The organism is Paenibacillus lautus NBRC 15380 (assembly GCF_004000945.1).
Taxonomy (GTDB): Bacteria; Bacillota; Bacilli; order Paenibacillales; family Paenibacillaceae; genus Paenibacillus_AQ; species Paenibacillus_AQ lautus.
The window spans coordinates 202,262-222,958 of sequence record NZ_BIMF01000001.1 but is presented as its reverse complement, the minus strand read 5'-3'; the positions used below and the strand labels follow the sequence as shown (position 1 = coordinate 222,958).

The 20,697-nt window shown below is 49.9% G+C and carries 13 protein-coding genes; 8 read left to right on the top strand and 5 right to left on the bottom strand.

Translation table 11 applies throughout. The features are described from left to right. Positions 1–142: 142 nt before the first annotated feature. From PLA01S_RS00995 to PLA01S_RS00980, 4 genes are all read right to left on the bottom strand, one after another. On the bottom strand, positions 143–1,855 hold the full coding sequence (locus PLA01S_RS00995) for a cellulase family glycosylhydrolase (protein WP_127589646.1): 1,713 nt from the start codon (positions 1,853–1,855) through the stop codon (positions 143–145). Positions 1,856–2,221: 366 nt separating this feature from the next. Then, the gene (locus tag PLA01S_RS00990) at positions 2,222–6,055 is read right to left on the bottom strand and encodes a copper amine oxidase N-terminal domain-containing protein (protein ID WP_127589645.1); all 3,834 of its coding nucleotides are present in this window, start codon (positions 6,053–6,055) and stop codon (positions 2,222–2,224) included. A 175-nt stretch (positions 6,056–6,230) separates the two neighbouring features. Beyond that, positions 6,231–7,196: a proline dehydrogenase family protein gene (locus PLA01S_RS00985; RefSeq protein WP_127589644.1), complete on the bottom strand. Its 966-nt coding sequence runs from the start codon at positions 7,194–7,196 to the stop codon at positions 6,231–6,233. Positions 7,197–7,280: 84 nt separating this feature from the next. Beyond that, positions 7,281–8,108, bottom strand: a complete 828-nt coding sequence (locus tag PLA01S_RS00980) for an AraC family transcriptional regulator (RefSeq protein ID WP_246059266.1) — start codon at positions 8,106–8,108, stop codon at positions 7,281–7,283. A 118-nt stretch (positions 8,109–8,226) separates the two neighbouring features. Here PLA01S_RS00980 and PLA01S_RS00975 point away from each other — a divergent pair, with 118 nt between their 5' ends. The 8 genes from PLA01S_RS00975 (at position 8,227) to PLA01S_RS00940 (ending at position 19,132) form a co-directional block, all read left to right on the top strand. Then, positions 8,227–8,544, top strand: coding sequence for an ArsR/SmtB family transcription factor (locus PLA01S_RS00975; protein WP_127589643.1), 318 nt, complete (start codon positions 8,227–8,229; stop codon positions 8,542–8,544). A gap of 66 nt (positions 8,545–8,610) precedes the next feature. Further along, positions 8,611–9,093, top strand: a complete 483-nt coding sequence (locus tag PLA01S_RS00970; protein WP_127589642.1) for an SRPBCC family protein — start codon at positions 8,611–8,613, stop codon at positions 9,091–9,093. Between the two features lie 130 nt (positions 9,094–9,223). Beyond that, positions 9,224–10,231 carry a C45 family autoproteolytic acyltransferase/hydrolase gene (locus PLA01S_RS00965; RefSeq protein WP_127589641.1) on the top strand — a complete coding sequence of 336 codons (1,008 nt, stop codon included), beginning with the start codon at positions 9,224–9,226 and terminating at the stop codon, positions 10,229–10,231. Position 10,232: 1 nt separating this feature from the next. Next, complete coding sequence (locus PLA01S_RS00960; RefSeq protein WP_246059265.1) at positions 10,233–10,838, top strand: hypothetical protein; 606 nt, start codon at positions 10,233–10,235, stop codon at positions 10,836–10,838. Positions 10,839–11,233: 395 nt separating this feature from the next. Next, positions 11,234–11,935 carry an ABC transporter ATP-binding protein gene (locus PLA01S_RS00955; protein ID WP_127589639.1) on the top strand — a complete coding sequence of 234 codons (702 nt, stop codon included), beginning with the start codon at positions 11,234–11,236 and terminating at the stop codon, positions 11,933–11,935. A gap of 13 nt (positions 11,936–11,948) precedes the next feature. Then, complete coding sequence (locus PLA01S_RS00950) at positions 11,949–15,266, top strand: ABC transporter permease (protein WP_246059264.1); 3,318 nt, start codon at positions 11,949–11,951, stop codon at positions 15,264–15,266. A 280-nt stretch (positions 15,267–15,546) separates the two neighbouring features. Then, entirely contained in the window at positions 15,547–17,289 is a 1,743-nt protein-coding gene (locus PLA01S_RS00945; RefSeq protein WP_127589637.1) for an ABC transporter ATP-binding protein, read from the top strand. Next, positions 17,270–19,132, top strand: a complete 1,863-nt coding sequence (locus PLA01S_RS00940) for an ABC transporter ATP-binding protein (RefSeq protein WP_127589636.1) — start codon at positions 17,270–17,272, stop codon at positions 19,130–19,132. Before PLA01S_RS00945 ends, PLA01S_RS00940 begins: the two co-directional genes overlap by 20 nt. A 135-nt stretch (positions 19,133–19,267) precedes the next feature. Here the strand turns inward: PLA01S_RS00940 and PLA01S_RS00935 are convergent, their stop codons facing one another. Then, positions 19,268–20,659, bottom strand: a complete 1,392-nt coding sequence (locus PLA01S_RS00935; RefSeq protein WP_127589635.1) for an MFS transporter — start codon at positions 20,657–20,659, stop codon at positions 19,268–19,270. Between the last annotated feature and the right edge of the window lie 38 nt (positions 20,660–20,697).

Sequence of the window (20,697 nt, the reverse complement as noted above, 5' to 3'; positions counted from 1 at the left end):
TTTGTTCATTTCACTGCTGAATAAATAGGAACTAAATAGCATGCAGCTGCTTATCTGTTACGTGACTGGAGGTCGTAAGAGGGGAATGCAAAACGGCCTGCGGGAAGGTTCCAGACAGGCCGTTAATGTTAAATATGGTGTCCTAAGAGGCGTTACCGGTTACGGCGCTTCCGCTTTTCGTCAGGTTGTAGGTGATGACCTCACCGCTCCAGAAATGGAACTTGAGGATCACTTCCCCGTCTCTGACCTCATTAAAAAAGGTAGGCTTGAGCTTGATTTCACCTGTCGCGTAGGATGGGGAAAACGTATACTCAAACTCCTTGAAGGAGGTCCAGTCCTGCGGTCCTGCATTGCCTCCCGTCGCGTATACCGCCTCCATCGTGGCTAACTGATCTCCGTTGAATGTCGCGGGAATACTGAACGAATCAGTTGTACCCTGCGTGCTGCGCAGCACAGGCTTATCATGGAAGATGACCCTGAAATTCCAGTCTGCCCCCCGGTTGAATTTGGCCGTCAATACAGCATTCACGCCGAATTGGCCGGAAGAAGTCAGTCTGGACAGCAGGCTGGATGTAAACGTGATCGCATTTCCGTTAAGCGTATAATCCTGCCCAGCGACTAGCAGTTGTCCATTTGTCTGGACTTCGGTTAACGTGTTGATGTTTAAGTTCAAAGGGATGCTTTTATCCTGGACGGCAGCACCTTTCTTCACAAAAACCAGATCGGTGTCAGCCGTGGAGGAGCGCCCGCTCCAACCTGCCTTCATGATGTTGTACAGCTCCGGGTCGGACCAGGTAAAAGCGGTTCGCTTAAAGTGCTGACCGTTGTCCCATAACATATGGGTAATGTTCTTCTGTTTCAGATCATAGGTTAGATATTCGAAGAATTTCAGTTTCTCCCCCTGCTCAATGACTCCGGTGCTCTGATCGAAGCCGAGCAATCCGTATTCACCCAGGATGACGGGAATTCCTTTGGCGATAAAGGTGTTATACACATTGTTAAACGTTTGATCGATATCGTTCCGGGTATCCGTCTCAAAACGGGTATAACCCGCAATGTTCACACTGAACGGCCAAAATCCATAATAGTGGACTGTGGCAATAAGATTGGTGTCATTCAGCTTGGTCATGGTGTTGTAAAGCTCATTCATTCTGGTCTGAGTCGGTGATGCTTCCAAGGTAGATAGCACCAACGGTCGAGTCGAGTTACGCGCTCCAGATTCGCGGACGATCCGATGGAACGACGTATGAAGTTCATCCAGCATCAGAAAGGCTTTGGACTCGTCGGTGGTCCCGCCATCCGAGAAGCGGGGTTCATTAACGCTTTCAAACATCAGTTTGTTGGAATGCTTCCGGAAGCGTTGGGCAACTTGAGTCCACACGGCGTTGTACTTGGCAACGATCTGGCTGCGGTTGTTCTCCATATGGCTGATCCACAGCCAAGAATCGTGATGGACATTGATCATGACGTACAGATCGGCATCAAGCGCCCAATCGACAACCTCCTCGACGCGATCCATGTAAGAGGCGTCGATGGTATAACTCGGTGCACTGCCGATGTGATTGTTCCAGGTTACCGGAATGCGGATGCTTTTATAACCCTGTGCCGCGATTTGTTCGATCAGGGCTTTGGTGATGCGCGGATTTCCCCATGCTGTTTCGTCAGCCCCAACGGCATCCAGCGAATTGCCAAGGTTCCAGCCGGGCTGCATATCATTGACGTAGGCTTGGGGACCACTGTTAAAAGGTCTTGCATGTTCTTTTTTTGCTGCGGATGCGGAAGATGGGAATAGTGAGATGACCACAGCAGCGATGAGGGCCAAGAAACATAGGGATCTCTTATTCAGATATATCATTAGCATCTCCTTTGTCATGAAATTATAAAGTGATGGTTTAACTAGCGTGACTCCTTGTGAGGTATCTATCGGTTGTTGAGGTTCTAGCTGTCATGAGCGGATTTTAAGGGTAGACATTCACCTCCAAACGTTTATTGAAAGCGCTTTCTAATTTATAAATTATCATATTTTTCCATATAGAAGTACCCGGATAATTCATCCTAAAATCATGTGGAAATTAGTTATAAGATACAGGTAGTTCCAGAATGGAGCTTAGTGGAAGAAGGGGGAAAAAAAGCTGTTCCTCATGGTCAAATTTGACCGGAGGAACAGCTTTTATTGAGACTAGTAGTTTGATTGGAAACTTCTTAAATATAGATCACTAATTTAAGGCGTTGTTGTAGCAGGAGTCGATAATTTAAAGGTTGTAGATGGCTTAGAGAGCAGTGTAGCTGTCTGCACATTTATTTGATCTTTTAGCTTTGAAAAAACATAGACGGCGTACTCTGTATCCATCTTAATAGGTTGGTTTAAAGCATCTACTGTTGGGATATCGATTAGTGTTGAGATATTAACGCCACTTGGTTTTATTGCAACATTTGTTTCTTCTTTGGCAACGGCTGTTGTTGCTTTTTGAAGATTGAAATCTTTGATATCTGTTTTTGCCACAAACAACAGCCGATAACTATCCATGCTTGCCTCGTTGATCGCTTTCGTGAATTCCACTTGAAGCTTCCCGTCTTTATTCAAACTGGCTTTAACGGCCGAAGCTTGGAATGGGGCCGGGATGGTGAAATTCTCGGATGGTGTAGATAAGGCGTTAGATTTTTGCGTTTTTCCATCCGCAACGACTAGAATGTAAACTTTATATTCCTTACCCTCAGATATGGCAATATTGTTCACGTCTTTTGAGTTGGTTAATTTTTGCACTATTTCGCCTGCTTTAGCGTCAACTACAGTGTATAGATTGCTATCCTTTATTCCTTCAGCTCCTTTTAATTCCAAGGTTTTATCTGAAGGAACAACTATAATTCGATATTCATTAATCCCTGTAGTTGTTCCCGTGAACTTGACAGCAACATCACTGGCATTACCATTTCCGCTTACAATTTCTGCTTTCACAGTGGAGGGAATCTCCAGCGCTGTTTTGTTTTCCAATGGTACGGAATTGGAAGCTTTCGAGAGCGTGTTCTTAATATTCTTATTGTTGCTAACAGATAAAACAAATACACGGTATGTTTGTTGATTAACAATTTGTTTTCCGAATGCATCTAGGGTACCGTCTATGAGATTGTCATTATAGTTAGCACCAGGAAAGACGGTAAGGTAGCTTTCTGCTGGGAGTCCATTAGCAACATCCAGATTGAATTTGCTCAAATCGGATTCATTTACAACTATTATTCGGTATTCACTAATGTTTTGTTCGTTAGCAGATTTAGTGAAGGAAACTTTCAGGTCACTAGCGGTTCCTCGATCACCATCATCAATCACTCGAACATTAATTGCTGCGTCTACTTGACTTACTCCTTGTAGCTTGATTTCGTCTGATGGAGCGGATAGGGCATCACTGTATCTGGAGGAATTGTTGCTTACCGATAAGACATACACGTGATAGCCTTGATCATTCCGAATGAATTCACCATCTGTGTCTCTAGCTTTAGCGTCTAGAACTTGAGAATAGGCGTTCGCTTTAGACACTTTAGTGTGATAACTGTTTGATTGCGCTTGGGATAATGACAGACTCTTGGATGATTTGATTACATAAATACGATAGTGATCGATATTGTTCTCTCCGCTGGCAGGGGAGAAAGTTACTTTCAGATCGCTTCCGTTGCCTTCATTGCCCACATCCGTTGCCGTAACGTTCGTAGCTTTCCCAACCTCCGTCACGCCTTGAATCGTAACCGCATTAGAAACCGATGAAAGTGCTCTGCCGTAATTCGAGTAGCCTACCGACAAGACATACACCCGGTAGCTTGAACCTCTTTGAATGAGATCCCCATCAGAATCCTTGGGCGTGTTGGCCAAATCCCGAGTGATGGTTCCGCCGGTTTTGTAAACAGTGGTGTAATTCTTGTTCTCATAAGCTTGGGACACGCTCAGGCTCTTGGATGACTTCACAACGAGAATCCGGTAATGGTCGATGAAGTTTTCACCATTTGCTGGATTGAAGGAGACTCTCAGGTCACTTCCGTTACCATTATTGCCGATAATGGACAAGGTTGGCGTGGAAACAGGGTTTACATTGCCCTGATTGTTGTTTCCAAGCGTAATCGATGAGTAACTGGATAATGCATTGTTACCCGAATATCCTACGGACAGGACATATACGCGATAGCTGATGCCATTGCGAATCAGTTCTCCATCGATATCACGGCTGTTGGAATTCAGGACTTGCGTTATGTTGCTGCTGTTGTTCTTATTGATTTGAGTGTAATAATAGCTGTTGTTTAAGTTATTGGCTCTGTACAGATCAAAATAACTATCAGTTGATTTTACAACGAATACCTGGTAATGGCTGATGTTAGAACGATCAGACTGCTGGGTGAATGACACCTGCAAGTCGCGCCCATCATTGTAGTTGTTCACGTCAGTGACGGACAGATTGGTGACTGCGCCCAGATTGGTGCTGGAACTCAAGATGATGGAACTCGATGGAGCGGACAGCACGTTGTTATTGGAGTTATTGTTATCCACGGCCATGACGAATACGCGATAGTACACGCCGCTACGAATCGTTGCTCCATCTACATCTTTAGCACTTGATGACAGCGTCAAGTTGTTGATGTTATTGCCGGTTTTGTTGACATGAGTATAGTAGTTGTAGTTGGAGGCCGTATAGGCTTTGCTTAAATTGAAGCTGCTATAATTACTGTCCTTTACGACAAAGACACGATAAGAGTGAATGTTGGATTCGTTGGAAACCTTGTTAAAGCTTACGCGAAGATCGCGGCCATCACCGTAATCGCTGATGTCCGTCACCTGCGTAATGGATGGAACCGTTGCTGTTCCCGTGTTGAGCGTGATGGAAGACGAACCTGACGACAGGTTGCTTGCAAGCACGCTCTCATTGCTGCTGACAGACTGGACAAACACGGTGTAAGCGACTCCGCTGCGGATGAGCTCGCCTGAAGTATCACGAGCGGAAGAACTCAGCGTCGTAGACAGCGTTGTATTCGTCGTACTGGTTTTGCTCACCGTCGTATAATTCTGGCTAGCCACAGACTTAGCTGCTGCCAAGTTGAAGTTAGCTGCATCCTTCGTTTTCACCGCAAACACGCGATAGTTGTTCACATTGCTCTCGTTCTGGGCACGCGTGAAGCTGACCTGAAGATCACGGCCATCGCCGTAGTCGCTCACATCGCTCGCTTTCACGTTGGTTGCTCCGTTCACCGAATTGGTGTTGGTCAGCGTCAACGACGGCGAAGCCGAGGAAAGGGCATATGTGCCGCCTGTTTTGCTGACTGCCAATACGTAGGCTTTATAAGCCTGGTTATCGCGGATAGGGTCATTATCAACATCTCTTGAGCCCGACGTGAGGGTCAGAGTTGGATCCGAGCCGGACGGGTACACCGTTGTGTAAGCTGCGGAGGACACGCGCTGTGCCTCTGTCTGGTTTAACGTTTTGGACTGCTTCACAATCAGCACGCGGTAATGTGAAATTAAAGATTCGGTCGACGATTTGGAGAAGCTGACATGCAGATCGCGGCCGTCTCCGGCATTGCCGATGTCCCGAAGAGTCACATAATTCACCGGTACGATGCCGGTATTATTTCCGCCGCCGCCTGAATTGTTCGTTGTTTTGACGGTGACCGTTTTCGTTTTGGAATTCCAGCCGATTTTTTGGCCGAGGGCTTCACTTACGAAGCGTACCGGCACCATGGTATTGCCTTTTAAGTTTTTCGCCGGAACATCCAGCGCTACCGTCTTGTTATTGATGGTGGCCGTCTTGGAGTTGATTTTTAGAATGACGGTTGTGCCATCCTTGGTCGCTGTGACGGTTTTCGTTTTTTGATTCCATTTGACCGATGCATCCAAGGCTTCGAAAATGGATCTCATCGGAAGCATGACCCGTCCTTGAATCATGACAGGTGCTTGAGGCGTATACAGCTTGACGCCGTCAATCAAGACGCTGATGTTCACTGCCGCCTGTGCCTGCGATTGGAATGTCATGGGGATTAACAGTATAGCTGCTAGCAAGGCAGTCCATATTCTTTTCACACACTCAACCTCCTGGAATTTAGCTTTGTTATTATTTTCCTCTACAATATGACGCATTGGCATGGAATAAAGTTTCAACTATAACATCGGCAATCCGAAAATATTTTTTAGTACCTGATCATAAATAAGGGAAGAAACAGCGAGTGTTCGCCGTCTCTTCCCTAACTGATGTTGATCAATATTGGTTAATTGTGTCGGTGCCGCCTAGGATCGACCGGTTCACTGCATCATATATATTCGGCGGGTACTCGGCGATGCGGTGGCATAAGTAAAGGAACCATTCTTCACCATAAGTCAGATAAATTCGAGTAGGAAAGCCGTCATCTTTTAATTGTCTGGACAGGTCCGGACGTATGCCGTACAGCATTTCAATCTCGACAGCCGATCCGCGATACGTTTCGTTGCTTGTGATATGCCGCAGGATCGTTTCATCATGGGTGGCGAACGATACTTGCCTGCCTGCTTGAATGCATAAATCGACCAGTTGAATATACCTTGAAGTCAGGGCCTCGGAACGGGGAATATAGTACCCCTCTTGTTCTTGATAGGCGCCTTTTACGATGCGGATCGTGCCGGAGCGGTAGGTAAGAATCCTTTCGAGATCTTCCAGGGTCCGGGGAAGCTGGGCTTGCAGCGTGATGCCGACATTCGTGAATCGGACCGATATTTTTCTGTGAAGTGCAAGGATGGCATCCGTTTTGGCGGATTCCTCCATGCTGATGACCAGCTCCAAACCAGCTTTCTCGGCTTCGCCAGCCAGCCCATGAAGATGCCGGTATGCCAAATCCTCGTCTACCGATAATCCGATATGGGAAAGATCGAGTGAAACTCGGGTTCCCGGCCTGTCATTCGAACAGGCCTCAATTAACCGGGAGAATTCCAGGAAAGCCCGTGTACATTCCGCTTCGGTCAGCGTGTTCTCCCCGATATATTCCAGCGAAGTCCGGTAACCTTTTGTATTTAATAAATCTCGGCATAACAAACCTTGTTCCAGCACGTCGCCTGTGACAAAACGCTCAGCTGCACGCAGCAGTATGGGATACAATTCGGCGGATTGCTGGACATATTGTTTGAGTTGGATATTACGTGCGACAGACTTTAAAGCATCGGCAAAAGCCAGTGCCGATAATGAATCGTTCATGTTTAAAACACCTCGCATAATTTTGATCTTCCGTGATTCTATCAACGTTTAAGCGAGGCGGTCTTGTATAAAATTGCGGTTTGTTTACGATGACGCTGCTTTTGCATACCGAAGAGGCGTTGTGCCAACGCAGCCGGAAAAAGCTTTAGTGAAATGGCTTTGATCGTAAAACCCGGACTCCGAAGCAACATCGGCGATGGCTTTTCCTTGCAGCAGCTGCTCTTTCGCGTAATTGATGCGCAATAAATTCTGATAGGCATGGGGTGCAAGATGATAGGTTTCCGCAAACAAACGGATCAGGTGGAATTTGCTGATTCCGGAGATGTCCTGCAGAATATCAAGTGTAATGCGATCTTTGTAATGGTGGTCCAAATACTGCTTCACTCGCAGAATAGCCGGGGATGTATGAACGCTGCCACTTGACGCCAGTGCGGCTTCCTCTTGAAGGAGGCCCGTCTCCCGCATTAACGCCATAAGCATGGACTCCACTTCCAGGGGAGTGGCATTTTGCTGAAGCAGTGTCCTGCAGGAATGGATCAGATGCCGGGACCGTTCGTTTTGATATTTCGGATGCAGGATGGGCATATGAGGTTGATGGGAATCATGATCCGAAGGGATTTGCACAAGCCAACGGGGATGGATAAAGATCATCGTATACTTCCAGTCGGCGGGATTCTCGGGATGGCAAGCGTGAGGGAGCAGCGGCGGAAAATAAACCATTTGCCCCTGTGCAGCCTCGTACCGTTTCCCAGCCGACCATATGCGGGTGGCTCCCTTTTCAATGAGGCCAATGGAAATTTCTTCGTGAAAATGCTTTTTATAAGAAAGATTGTCTAAAGTATCGCATCGTTTGATTTCGAGAAACGGCAGGTCAGGGTCACGCAAAAAAATAATATCGGTCATTTCCGTCATTCCTTTCCTTCAACCATCCATAGATTCATTATAAGGAAGGCGTTATGTTTGTTCAAAGATCGCGTCTGCCTTTGTATATAACTTTACAGTAATATAACTGTACAGTAATATAATAAATATGTTGAATGATAACCTTTTTGAAGTATTGGCAGAACCGAACCGCAGGACGATATTGGACTACCTGCGCGTGAAAGAATGCACGGTGGGCGAGATGGTAGATCTCATGCAGCTCAGTCAACCAGGCGTGTCCAAACATTTACGCATCTTGAGGGAGGCTGGTCTGGTCTCGCTGCGGAAAGAAGCACAAAGGCATGTGTACAGCCTGAATGCCAAGCCTCTGGAGGAGATCCACGACTGGCTGATGCCCTACCGGCAGTTCTGGACGAACAAGCTGGATGATCTGGAGAGGCTGCTGGATGAGGATGAAACTCCTTAAGCATCGTATTGTAGTTTGATTTGGAAGATCCATTTTTGAGTGAAACAATTCTAAGGAGTGGGAAAAATGCTGGCTGTTGTGCAGCAAGACGAGTTTGGAACGACCGTTCGATTTGAACGCCGTCTGAAGCATTCGGTTGAGAAGGTATGGTCCTATCTGACGGATAACGACAAGCTGACGCAGTGGTTCTCGGAGCTTAAGGTGGAAGATTTGCGCCAAGGCGGTAGAATGACATTTGACATGCAGGACGGAACGTTCGAAGAATTTGAAATTACGGATTATCGGGAGTTATCGGTATTGGAATACACGTGGGGAGAGGACCGGGTGCGTTTTGAGCTGCATCCAGAGGCCGAAGGGTGTCGTCTTGTGCTGATCGAGACGATAACCAACATTACGGATCATACACCGAAGGATATTGCCGGTTGGGACGTATGTCTGGACGTCATTGAAGCACTGCTGGAGGGCAGGACACTGGAATCGCGCAAAGATGCCTGGTCCGAAAAATATGAGCAATACGTTCACGTATTTGAAAAATGGCACCGCGCATAAAAATCCGCTCCTTCCAAGCATGGAAACATGCCGGGTTGGAGCTTTTTTATTGGAGGATGGATGAATTGCGTCTATAATTGGGTAAGGGATATATTCCCAAATGGAAAACCGCCTGGGTGGAGGGGTTAACATGCCGGATTATACGGTAAACATTTTGCAGCTTAGAGAAGATAACTATCATAACGGGCTCAGGCTTGGCCGCCGCCTGCGAAATCAATCGATATTAAAAGCTTTTGAAGCGGCCACCAAGCCGGAGATCGACACGGAACAGTTGAAAAGCATCTATAACGAGTTTGCCCCGCAGCTGCTATCGGAGCTTGAAGGACTGGCGGAAGGCTTGGAAATGCCGATTCCCAAAGCGGCGGCTCTCCTAGGGGGATACGACGTTCCGAAGATCGCGGCCATGGGCTGTTCGGCGATGATTACCCCTTCGTATTACGTAAGAAATTATGATTTTACGCCTGCGTTTTACGATGGTTATTTTACGATGGCTCAAGCCGATCAAGGCTTAGCGAGTGCAGGCTATAATTTGCAGGCGCTGGGCCGGCATGACGGGGTAAATGAAAAAGGGCTCGCTGCCGGGCTGCATTTTGTTAGCTTTGACGGATATCAGACGGGTCTGTCGCCATGGATCAGCGTTCGGATGATATTGGAATCATGTGCTACCGTAGAAGAAGCGTCTTACATGCTGCGCCATATACCCCATGCGGCTTGTTATAACTTCTCAATCGGGGATGCACGGGGAAACACGGGCGTTGTGGAAGCAAGCCCGGATCAAGTGATCACCCGTGCTGGTGAGGAGGCGGCAATCGCCTGCGTTAACCATTATGAAGCGTTGACGGGCAAAAACAGACCTTCTATCGAGCATTCCCTTCGGCGTAAACGTTACATCGATAGCCTGGATGCTGGACAGTTAACCCAAACCGAGGCTTTCGGTTTGTTTAAGGAGCGTAAGTCCCCGTTATTTTTTACGGATTACGACGATTTGTTCGGAACGCTGCATACCTTTTCGTACTCCTTCGAAGAAGGAAGAGTCATGACTTCGCTTGCTCAAGGCAGCGTGCTTGATTTCTCGTTCAGGGATTGGGCCCGGGGCCATGATATCCAGGAAGCGGCGTTGACAGGGCATATCGATTGACATGAGGACGGATGGGGTATTTAAAGCCCGTAAAGCAGGGCTAACGATGGGCGTAGTCGCGTTATTGTTATGTATCATGCTGCCTGGCGCAGGGAAAGTCAACGAGGAAATAACGCTCCATAACGAGATCAATTCCCCTTATTTGTACCGGATCATCATGTCAATTCGCATGTCCAAAGACGATGTTGACAGCCAATTCGGCAAACCGGACATCATAAGAGAGGAACAGGACTATACTTATGAAATACGCGAAATGGCAGATGGCAGCAAACTGGTTTCGTTCTTTCACCCCCAAGGAGGTTATCTCCTGGATCAGTGGCGGCTTAGCCGCCTGCCGGAACGGAGCGAGTTTGACGCATTGGTTCCAGGAGAAACGCATGCTCTAGACGTCAAACGGATTGACCCCTATTTTAAGCTTATGACCGATCAGACTCATGAAACGGCAACAAGCGAACATCGTCTCCGGGATTCCGGATTAGCCACGATTCAATACAAGAAGTCGAGAGGCAGATGGATCATGGATTCGATCCAGTACATGGACCAGGACCCTTCGGGATTTGTATCCAAGCTGCGTGCGGAGGACCGGGCAGCCTTCTGGACTTCGTAAGCTGCTCGACAATTTGAATAAAACCATCAGTGAAGCGCTTCTTCCCAGATGAAGAAGTGCTTTTTTTGTGCTGCTCGGACTATTTCGGATTTGGAACATTCTGTGACATGGCCATCGCGGGGGAGGCAGTGTTTTCTTTGGCCGATTTGTTTATGCTACACTTGTTTACAGGACGATTTCATTGAATGAACGTAAGAAAATAAGGAGTCTAACAACGGAGAATGCACAAATGCATGCGAGACATAGCCTCATGGCTACGACAGATGCCGAAGGGTATCCATATAAGCGGTGAACAGCCCTACGGCTATAGCGCCGGATAAGCCGCTTTGGGGCTACTAAAGATTACAAACCGATTCAAGCCGAAATTGCAACCATGAGTTGGGAGTGGAGTAAACATGGCTTTTGTGAGCATGAAGGATGAATATAAGCGCTACCGGATGGGAGAGACCACCATTGTAGCCAATGATGGAATCAACCTAGAGATCGAAAAAGGCGAGTTTGCGATCATTGTCGGTCCCAGCGGGGCAGGCAAATCCACGGTGCTGAATATATTGGGCGGCATGGATACCGCGGATGAGGGACAAGTGCTGGTGGATGGAATGGATATTGCCAGGTTTAACAGCAAGGAGTTGACCGGCTATCGGCGCAATGACGTCGGATTTGTGTTTCAATTTTATAATCTGGTTCCCAATCTGACGACAAAAGAGAATGTGGAATTGGCTTCGCAGATTTCTCCCCGGGCTTTGGACGCGGAGCAAGTATTGCGGGATGTCGGCCTGGGTAATCGTCTGAATAATTTTCCTGCACAGCTGTCCGGGGGGGAACAGCAGCGGGTGGCGATTGCCAGAGCGCTCGCCAAGCAGCCGAAGCTGCTTCTCTGTGATGAACCCACGGGTGCGCTTGATTACCATACGGGGAAACAGGTGCTGAAGCTGCTCCAAGACACCTGCCGCCATACCGGGACGACGGTTATTGTCATTACGCATAATTCTGCTCTGACGCCGATGGCGGATCGGGTCATTGAGATCAACAATGCCAAGGTTCGGAACACGGTTTTGAATCCGAACCCCGTTTCTGTGGACAACATCGAGTGGTAGGGAGATACATATCATGAAGAAAAGAGCGTTGTGGACTGATATTTTCCGGGAAATATCGCGGACAAAAGCGCGGTTTCTGTCCATTTTTGCCATCATTATGCTCGGCGTCGGTTTTTTTGCGGGGATCAAAGCCACAGGTCCTGATATGCTGGATACAGCGGATCATTACTATAGCGACTTAAAGCTGATGGATCTTAAGGTTCAGTCCACCTTGGGTCTCGAACAAAGCGATATAGAGAAGCTGAAGCAGGTTGCCGGCGTGGATGTGGTCCAGCCCGGCTACAGCTCGGACGTTTTCCTCGGTGACAGCGGCCGGATCGCGAAGATACTCTCCTATGACCCAGGAAATAATCTGAATCAATATGTGCTCACAGAAGGCCGAATGCCGGAAGCCGCGGGTGAAATCGTCATCGACGCGGGAGACCGCGGAAACGAATTTAAACTGGGGGATCAGATTACCTTCACCAATCCGGACCACGGAGTCAACCTCAAGAAAACATTTAATCACCTCACATACACGGTCGTGGGGAGGGCGAAGAGCCCGCTGTTCATCAGCAGCATGAGTCGGGGAACGAGCGGCATCGGCAAAGGGACAGCGGATGTGTTCGCCGTTATACCGGAGAAGGATTTTAAACGATCTGTATATACGGAAGCCTACCTGACCTTCCAAGACACCGCTGGATTAGCTCCTTATACGCCTGAGTATGACGAGAAGATCCAACGGCACAAAGAAGCGTTAGAACTGGCACTGGAGACTATGCCGCAGGAGCGGCTGGCAGAGATTCGTGCCGACGGTCAGAAGAAGCTGGATGAGGCCGTGGACAAAATCGAGGATGCCAAGAAACAGCTGGCCGATGCGGAGCAAGAGTTAATGGAAGCGAAGATCAAGCTGAATGAAGGCGAGCAATCCTACCTTGATGGCGTGAATAAACTTCAAACCGAACTGGCACAGGGACAAGCCAAGCTGGATTCCGCGGCAAAAAAACTTGCCCAAGGCAGAGCGGAGCTGAAGCGGAATCAGCAGCAGCTGGAGCAAGGACAGTCCCAGCTTAAGACGGGTCAAAGTCAACTGGATCAACAGAAGTCGGAGCTTGTGCCAAAGCTGGTACAAGGGCAGCAATTGGCGAAGGCGCTGCAGCAAATCTCCGGTTTAGATCCGGAGAGCATACCGGAAGAGCAGAGGCAAGAGCTGCTCTCGGCAGCTCAGGCGGCAGATCCGAAACTAGGAGCAGCCACTGCGGGTTTCATGGAAGGCGCACTGGACGGCGCGGCTCTGCAACAGGCTGCTTCTGCGTTCCAAAGCGGTTTAAACGAAGCTTCGCTGCAGCTGGGTAATGCTCAGCAGAAGCTGGATGCAAGCCAAGCAGAGCTGAAAGAAGAACAGGCCAAGCTTCGGGAAGCCGAGCGTCAGCTTGTGCAGGGGGAAGCTTCGTTGAAGCAAGGAACGGAGGAGCTTGCAACTGCCAGACAGGCAGGGGAAGCCAAGCTCGCGGATGCGAAAGCGGAGCTTAGCCAAGGGCGGGAGGAATATCAGGAAGGTCTAAAGAAATTTAATGAAGAAAAAGTAAAGGCTGAGCGGGAGATCGCCGATGGCGAGAAGGAAGTGGCAGAGGGACAGAAGGAGCTGGATCAGCTTGAGCTGCCCAAAGTCTACGTCATGGACCGCAGCGTCAATCCAGGGTATACCGAGTACAGCGATAATGCCGACCGCTTATCTTCCATTGCAACGGCATTCCCGGTATTCTTTTTCCTGATCGCTGCCCTCGTCAGCCTGACAACGATGACCCGGATGGTCGAGGAGCAGCGGCTGCAGATCGGAACCTTGAAAGCCCTCGGATACAGCAACCGGGATGTGATGAAAAAATTCCTGGTCTATTCGACGCTGGCCAGTGTTGCGGCTTCAGCAGCCGGGCTGGCTATCGGCTTCACCTTGTTTCCCGCCATTATCTATGATGCTTACGGCGCTTTATATAATCTACCAGATGTGAGAACCCGCTTTTATCTCAGCTACAGCATCATTTCGATTGTTGTGGCTGTGCTCTGTACGACCATGACGGCTTATGTGGCCACGCGGGTGGAACTTCGAAGCAGCGCTTCGGTCCTGATGCGTCCCAGGGCGCCCAAGAACGGATCGCGCATATGGCTGGAGCGGGTTCCTTGGGTGTGGAACCGGCTCGGCTTTATTGGAAAAGTAACCGCCCGCAATCTGTTCCGCTACAAGCAGCGGATGTTTATGACCGTCTGCGGCGTTGCCGGTTGCACGGCCCTGATTCTGACCGGTTTCGGTCTCAAGGATTCCATCGGAGATATCGCGCCGCTGCAATACGGAAAGATTATGCAGCATCAGGCGACCGTTGTATTTCAAGAGGATAACGGCGATAGCGGTATGCTGGAGGATTATAACAAGCGCATTGCGGATACGCCGGGGATTACGGGGATTATGAATGTGACCCAAGAGGCGATGACTGCGGCCGCCCCAGAGGTGAACGCCCAGGATGTGAGTTTGTTCGTGCCCCAATCACCGAAGGAGATCGATTCGTTCATCGTCCTGAAATCCCGTGAGCAGGAGCAGAAGCTGTCACTGACGGATGACGGCGCGATCATTACCGAGAAGCTGGCCAAGCTGTTTGATCTCGAGATTGGCAGCACATTCACCGTTCAGAACAGCGACAATGAACCCTTTGAAATGCGCGTAGCCGGGATAACGGAAAACTATGCCATGCACTACGTCTATATGACGCCGGTATATTACGAAGAGATTTTTGACGCAGCGCCGGAAGTGAACAGCCAATTGCTGACGTATGACCACAACGGTCACGATCCGGAGTGGGAGGACCGGCTTGGAGAATCGTTAACCGCAAGCGAACGGGTGGCGATGGTCAGCTTCACGAGCGGAGTAAGCGATGCCTTCAGTGATACGATGGACAGCATGAACGTCGTGGTCGTTGTCCTGATTATATCTGCTGCGGCACTTGCGTTTGTCGTGCTGTACAATCTGACGAATATTAACGTATCCGAGCGGATACGGGAGCTGTCAACGATCAAGGTGCTTGGCTTCTATGATAAGGAAGTAACCATGTACATTTATCGCGAAAATATGATTCTGACCGTGCTGGGGATCATAGCGGGCAGTTTGGGGGGCGTGTTCCTGCACCGGTTTGTGCTCCTGACCGCGGAAGTGGATGCGATGATGTTCAGTCCCACCATCCATGGAATCAGTTACGGCTATGCGGCACTGCTGACGCTGTTGTTCTCAGCCATTGTCATGGCCTCCATGCATTACAAACTGAAGCGGATTGATATGATTGAAGCGCTGAAATCGGTAGAATAGCTATATGTTTCAACGAGAGAGCCCTATTCGACAGGAGACGATCCTGAAGAGTAGGCTCTCTTTGTCATTTCCGTTGTACAGCTCCCGATACAGGCCAGCAGCTGCGGTTTGGAATGTGATTTCCCGTGATATTTTTAAATCAGCCGGTAAGTTCTAGGAGAAAATATATTATAATAGACATATCCAGCTCTTGTACGAACCAATATTGCTACTACATGAAGACCAGTGGGTAATTGATGTTTAGAACATGATAAAGGTCTTCAGCCTCGGAGGAATGCATATGGGAATGGTCTTCTCGATTTTGAAAAAGTACCGCGTAGCAGCGATTGCGGCACTGGTCATGATGCTGATTGAGCTCACCGTCGAGCTGATTCAGCCGCTGCTTATCTCTAAAATCATTGACGACGGCATTCAGAAACAGGATTTGTCCGTCGTATGGATGTGGGGAGCCGTTTTAACTGGAAGCGCTATTATTGCCTTTATAGCCGGGATATCCAGCTCTTTTTTTGCGGCGCACACGAGTCAGGGACTCGGCTATGATCTGCGTGATCAGCTGTATGAAAAGGTGCAGTCCTTCTCCTATTCGATATTTAACCGGTTTGCTACCTCATCATTGATTACTAGACTTACGGGTGACGTCACCCAGATTCAGGATACGGTGTTCATGGGCTTGCGGTTTATGACGCGCGTTCCGCTAGTTGTGCTAGGAAGCATTATCATGGCATTGGTCGTGAATGTGAAGCTGGGTTTGCTGCTTGTCCTTACCGTGCCATTATTGTTTATTTTTATCGCTTGGATTATGAAGCGGGCAGCGGATGCATTCCGCAATGTACAGCAGCGATTGGATGCGGTGAACGGCGTCATTCAGGAGAATTTGACCGGGATCCGGTTGATTCGCGTATTCGTCCGCATGGGTCACGAGATTGAGCGCTTTGGCCGTACCTCGGGCAAGCTGATGAGCACCACCGTCTCGACCTTGCGATTAACGGAGACAACGATGCCGTTTATTCTCCTCATCATGAATGCCGGGATCATGGCGGTCCTGTGGTTTGGCCGCAAAGACATCGCGTCCGGCAGTGCCAGCGTCGGCGAAGTGGTTGCCGTAGTCAATTATTCCCTGCGCTGTATTGGTGCCATGTCCGCCCTGTCCTGGGTTGTCGTTGCCTTCTCCCGGGGACGCGCTTCCGCCCAGCGGACGCAGGAGGTGCTAAAGACGGAAGAGGATGCAGCAAGCGCGGGCAAGGATAAAAATAAAAAGGTTGACATTCAAGGGGGCGTGAAGTTCGAGCAAGTGAGCTTTAGCTACCCGGGCAGCGACATCGACGTGCTGACGGATATTTCCTTTGAAGCGAGGCCCGGAGAGCGGATCGCGATTATGGGAGCGACAGGTTCCGGCAAATCTTCATTAGTACAGCTGATTCCACGGCTTTACGAGGAAGAGAAGGGGACAGTACGCATAGACGGAATGGATGCCGGATCGATTGATGAGGTGAATCTGCGCAGCAGCATCGGCTATGTGCCGCAGGAAGTGCTGCTCTTCTCCGGTACGGTCCGGGAGAACATCGCCTGGGGACGCGAGGATGCTTCTATGGAAGAAATTAAAGAAGCGGCCCGCAGAGCCCAAATCCATGATACCATCGAGCATTTGCCTAACGGCTATGACACGATGCTGGGTCAGCGCGGGGTCAACTTGTCCGGCGGACAGAAGCAGCGCTTGTCCATTGCACGGGCGCTCGTTCGAAAGCCCGCCATCCTCATTCTCGATGACAGCACTAGTGCTCTTGACGTCCGAACGGAAGGCGCCCTGCTGGATGCCCTGAAGGATTTGTCCTGCACGACGTTTTTGATCACGCAGAAGATCAGCTCGACCACTTCGGCCGATTTGATTCTGCTGCTGGACGATGGGCGTTTGATTGGAAAAGGGAACCATGACGCTTTGATGGAAAGCTCCGCTCTGTATCGACGCATCTATGAATCCCAGTACGGAGAGGAGGCGCAGCAGCATGCTCAAGGCATTCACTGAACCGTTTCGTCACCCAAGACCGAAGCTCGATCTTGACAAGAACAAGGATGGCGGCGGCCGTGGCGGCAAGCCGAAAGCCAAGGCCAAAAACTGGTCGGGCACCCTCTCCAGAATATGGGCTTATCTTGCCCGCCGCAAAGGGAAGCTCACACTCGTGCTGCTGATGGTGATGATCAGCTCGGGCCTGGCGCTGCTCGGTCCCTATCTGCTCGGCGTCGGGGTGGACAGATTTCTGGATGATGTGAGAAATCCCGACAGCTCCATCGACTCGGCCTGGCTGTACTTTTTGGTTGGACTGGCCGTCGTCTATGTCCTTCAGGCCGTGACCACCTGGCTGCACAACGTCTGGATGATCGGCATCGCGCAAGAGACGGTGTACCGGATGCGGATGGATCTGTTCACGCATCTGCACCGGCTCCCGATTCCGTTCTACGGCAAGCGCCAGCAGGGCGAAATCATGAGCCGTCTGACGAATGATATCGAGAACGTGAGCTCAACGCTGAACAGCTCGGCCATCCAAATCTTCTCGAGCGTGCTGACCTTAATCGGCACGTTAACCGTCATGTTATGGCTTAGTCCGCTGCTTACGCTGCTGACGTTCCTGGTCGTGCCTCTGATGATGATGGGGATGCGCTGGATTACCCGGCGGACCGGTCCTTTGTTCAAAGAGCGGCAACGCAACCTTGGGGATCTGAACGGATATATTGAAGAAACGCTGTCGGGGCAGCGGATTATTAAGGCTTTTTCCCAGGAGGAACGGGTGGTCCGCGAATTCGATGAGCGCAATCAACGGATTCGTCTGTCAGGCTTCTGGGCGCAGAGCATATCGGGCTTCATTCCGAAGCTGATGAACGGGCTCAATAATTTGAGCTTTGCGATCGTAGCGGGCATTGGCGGCATCATGGCAATCCAGGGACATATTACGATCGGCGTCATCATTATCTTCGAGAGTTATGCACGACAGTTTACGAGGCCGCTGAACGATCTGGCCAACCAATGGAATACGCTGCTGTCAGCCATTGCGGGTGCGGAACGCGTATTCGAAGTGCTGGATGAAGAGGTTGAAGCGAAGGATGAAGGAGCCGCCGTCACGCTGAACAGCGTGGAGGGTGCGGTGAAGTTCGACAACGTCTCGTTCTCTTACGAGAAAGACGGGGACACGCTGGAAGGAATCAGCTTTGAAGCGAAACCCGGCGAGATGATTGCGCTAGTCGGTCCGACGGGTGCAGGGAAGACCACCTTAATTCAGCTGCTCTCCCGGTTTTACGATCCGGACAGTGGAAGCATTACCCTCGACGGGCGGGATATTTCTTCGATTCGCAGGGAGAGCCTGCGCTCACAGATGGCTTTTGTGCTGCAGGATTCCTTCCTCTTCCAGGGCACGATCCGTGAGAATATCCGCTTCGGACGGCTGGATGCCACCGATGAGGAAGTGGAAGAAGCCGCGAAACTGGCCAATGCCCACTCGTTTATCGTGCGGATGAAGGACGGTTATGACAAGCTGCTCAAGCCTGATGGCAGCGGCATTAGCCAAGGCCAGAAACAGCTGCTTGCGATCGCGAGGGCGATTCTGGCCAACCCTTCCATGCTGGTGCTGGATGAAGCGACAAGCAGCATCGATACCGTAACGGAAATCAAAATCCAGGAAGGATTGCAGCGGTTGATGAAAGGGCGGACGAGCTTCGTCATTGCCCACCGCCTAAACACGATCCGCTCGGCGGACCGCATCCTTGTGCTGAAGGATGGGCGCCTGCTGGAGCAAGGCTCCCATGATGAACTGCTGAAGCAGGGAGGATTCTACAGCGACCTGTATAACAGCCAGCTGAAACGGGCGGCTATGTAATATTACACCAGTGACTATGCATTCAAATAGAATCAAAACCACCGGAGAGGCTTGAAGAAGCCGATTGTTACTCCGGTGGTTTTTCTATTGATGTTGTTAAAATTAGATTTTGTGTGACAACCTGTTGTTTACACCTCACTTAGAGCCTGTTGTTTGAACCTGCAGCTTACGCTGCCCTTCTCTGCCAAATTGCAGCATGAACAGCAGAAGAACTCCACCTTGTAAGGCACACAGGATGATATAAATGTTGCTGTAGGTGGAGGCTCCCTGGAACAAGTTCAGCGGATTCCAGGAGCTACCGGCCCCGAGATCGACGGCTTTGCCGTATACCCCTGTCGCGATCGCGCCGGACAGGAAATTAAGGAGAGAGAATAATCCCATGCCGACGCCGGTTTGCTCTTTGGGCAGCGACAAGGAAATCGTCTTGGAGAGCGAGATTTGCATAAACATTTGCCCAACATTGCCGAAGATCAGAAACAGTGCAATGAAGAATGGCGATATGCCCGCGAAGGTGGACAACAGGGCGAAACAGAGCAGAAGCAGGGTAGAAGCCATATAGAATAGATAACGGGTTCCCTTGGTATCCGCAAGCTTGCCGCCTCTTCCGCCAAGCATGGCCGTAACGACGGCTCCCGGCACCATAACAAATCCGATCCATCCCGGAGCTAAACCGTTAATATCCGCGAGCAGCTGCGGAGTCAGAAAGGGCAGGGCGTAACCGACACTCACGATGAATATGCCGAGCACAAGTCCGACCGAGTAGCTTTTGTTGCTGAATATACGGGGCTGAACAAAAGGCTCTTTAGCCGATCGAATGCGCAGGAGGAATAATAGGAACAGTATGAAGCTGCCTAAGCCATATATCCAGCCTCCCTGCGTCACCGCTAGGAGCAGCAGCGCGACCGTCCCTGCCAGAAGACCGCCGCCGAGCCAATCGATCCGTCCGCCCTGGCCTTGTTCATTGCCCAAATATTTACGGTACAGAGGCAAGGTGACGAGGATCAACAGCGGGATGCAGAAGAGCCATCTCCAGTGGAACACGCTGACGATCAAAGCCGAGACCACCGGTCCAATGGCGCTTCCGATAGCAAGTCCGGTTGCGGTTATACCGAGCGCGCGGCCCCGGCTTTCCGCAGGGAAGTAACGGACCGGAATGATCATGGCGGTTGCCGGAATGACGGCAGCTCCCGCAGCCTGGAGGATCCGGCCCAGCAGGACCATCCAGTAGGTTTGTGCCGATAACCCTGTAATGGAACCGACAAAGAAGAGGAGCAAACCGAAAGTGAGCAGATTTTTGAGCTTATAGGTGTCAGCCAATTTTCCGTATATGACAGAGCCTATGGCATATATCAGCATGTAGACCGAAGATACCCAACTGACCTGGGCAAAGGAAAGCTGGAATTGCTTGCTGATTTCCGGAAGCACGATATTAAACATCGTTGCGCTCATCGATGAGAGAATCATCGTAAAAGCCAGAATGCGTATTAATTTTTCAGCCGATGGCGGTTGTTGCTGATGTTCGTTCATGATATTTCCCCCTTTCCTTTGGTTACGATTTATTCTAC

Bases quoted from the DNA above. Each gene is read 5' to 3' on its own strand.
- PLA01S_RS00995 (WP_127589646.1), bottom strand. From the start codon at position 1,855: ATGATATATCTGAATAAGAGATCCCTATGTTTCTTGGCCCTCATCGCT.
- PLA01S_RS00985 (WP_127589644.1), bottom strand. From the start codon at position 7,196: ATGAACGATTCATTATCGGCACTGGCTTTTGCCGATGCTTTAAAGTCT.
- PLA01S_RS00980 (WP_246059266.1), bottom strand. From the start codon at position 8,108: ATGACGGAAATGACCGATATTATTTTTTTGCGTGACCCTGACCTGCCG.
- PLA01S_RS00975 (WP_127589643.1), top strand. From the start codon at position 8,227: ATGTTGAATGATAACCTTTTTGAAGTATTGGCAGAACCGAACCGCAGG.
- PLA01S_RS00970 (WP_127589642.1), top strand. From the start codon at position 8,611: ATGCTGGCTGTTGTGCAGCAAGACGAGTTTGGAACGACCGTTCGATTT.
- PLA01S_RS00965 (WP_127589641.1), top strand. From the start codon at position 9,224: ATGCCGGATTATACGGTAAACATTTTGCAGCTTAGAGAAGATAACTAT.
- PLA01S_RS00960 (WP_246059265.1), top strand. From the start codon at position 10,233: ATGAGGACGGATGGGGTATTTAAAGCCCGTAAAGCAGGGCTAACGATG.
- PLA01S_RS00955 (WP_127589639.1), top strand. From the start codon at position 11,234: ATGGCTTTTGTGAGCATGAAGGATGAATATAAGCGCTACCGGATGGGA.
- PLA01S_RS00950 (WP_246059264.1), top strand. From the start codon at position 11,949: ATGAAGAAAAGAGCGTTGTGGACTGATATTTTCCGGGAAATATCGCGG.
- PLA01S_RS00945 (WP_127589637.1), top strand. From the start codon at position 15,547: ATGGGAATGGTCTTCTCGATTTTGAAAAAGTACCGCGTAGCAGCGATT.
- PLA01S_RS00940 (WP_127589636.1), top strand. From the start codon at position 17,270: ATGCTCAAGGCATTCACTGAACCGTTTCGTCACCCAAGACCGAAGCTC.
- PLA01S_RS00935 (WP_127589635.1), bottom strand. From the start codon at position 20,659: ATGAACGAACATCAGCAACAACCGCCATCGGCTGAAAAATTAATACGC.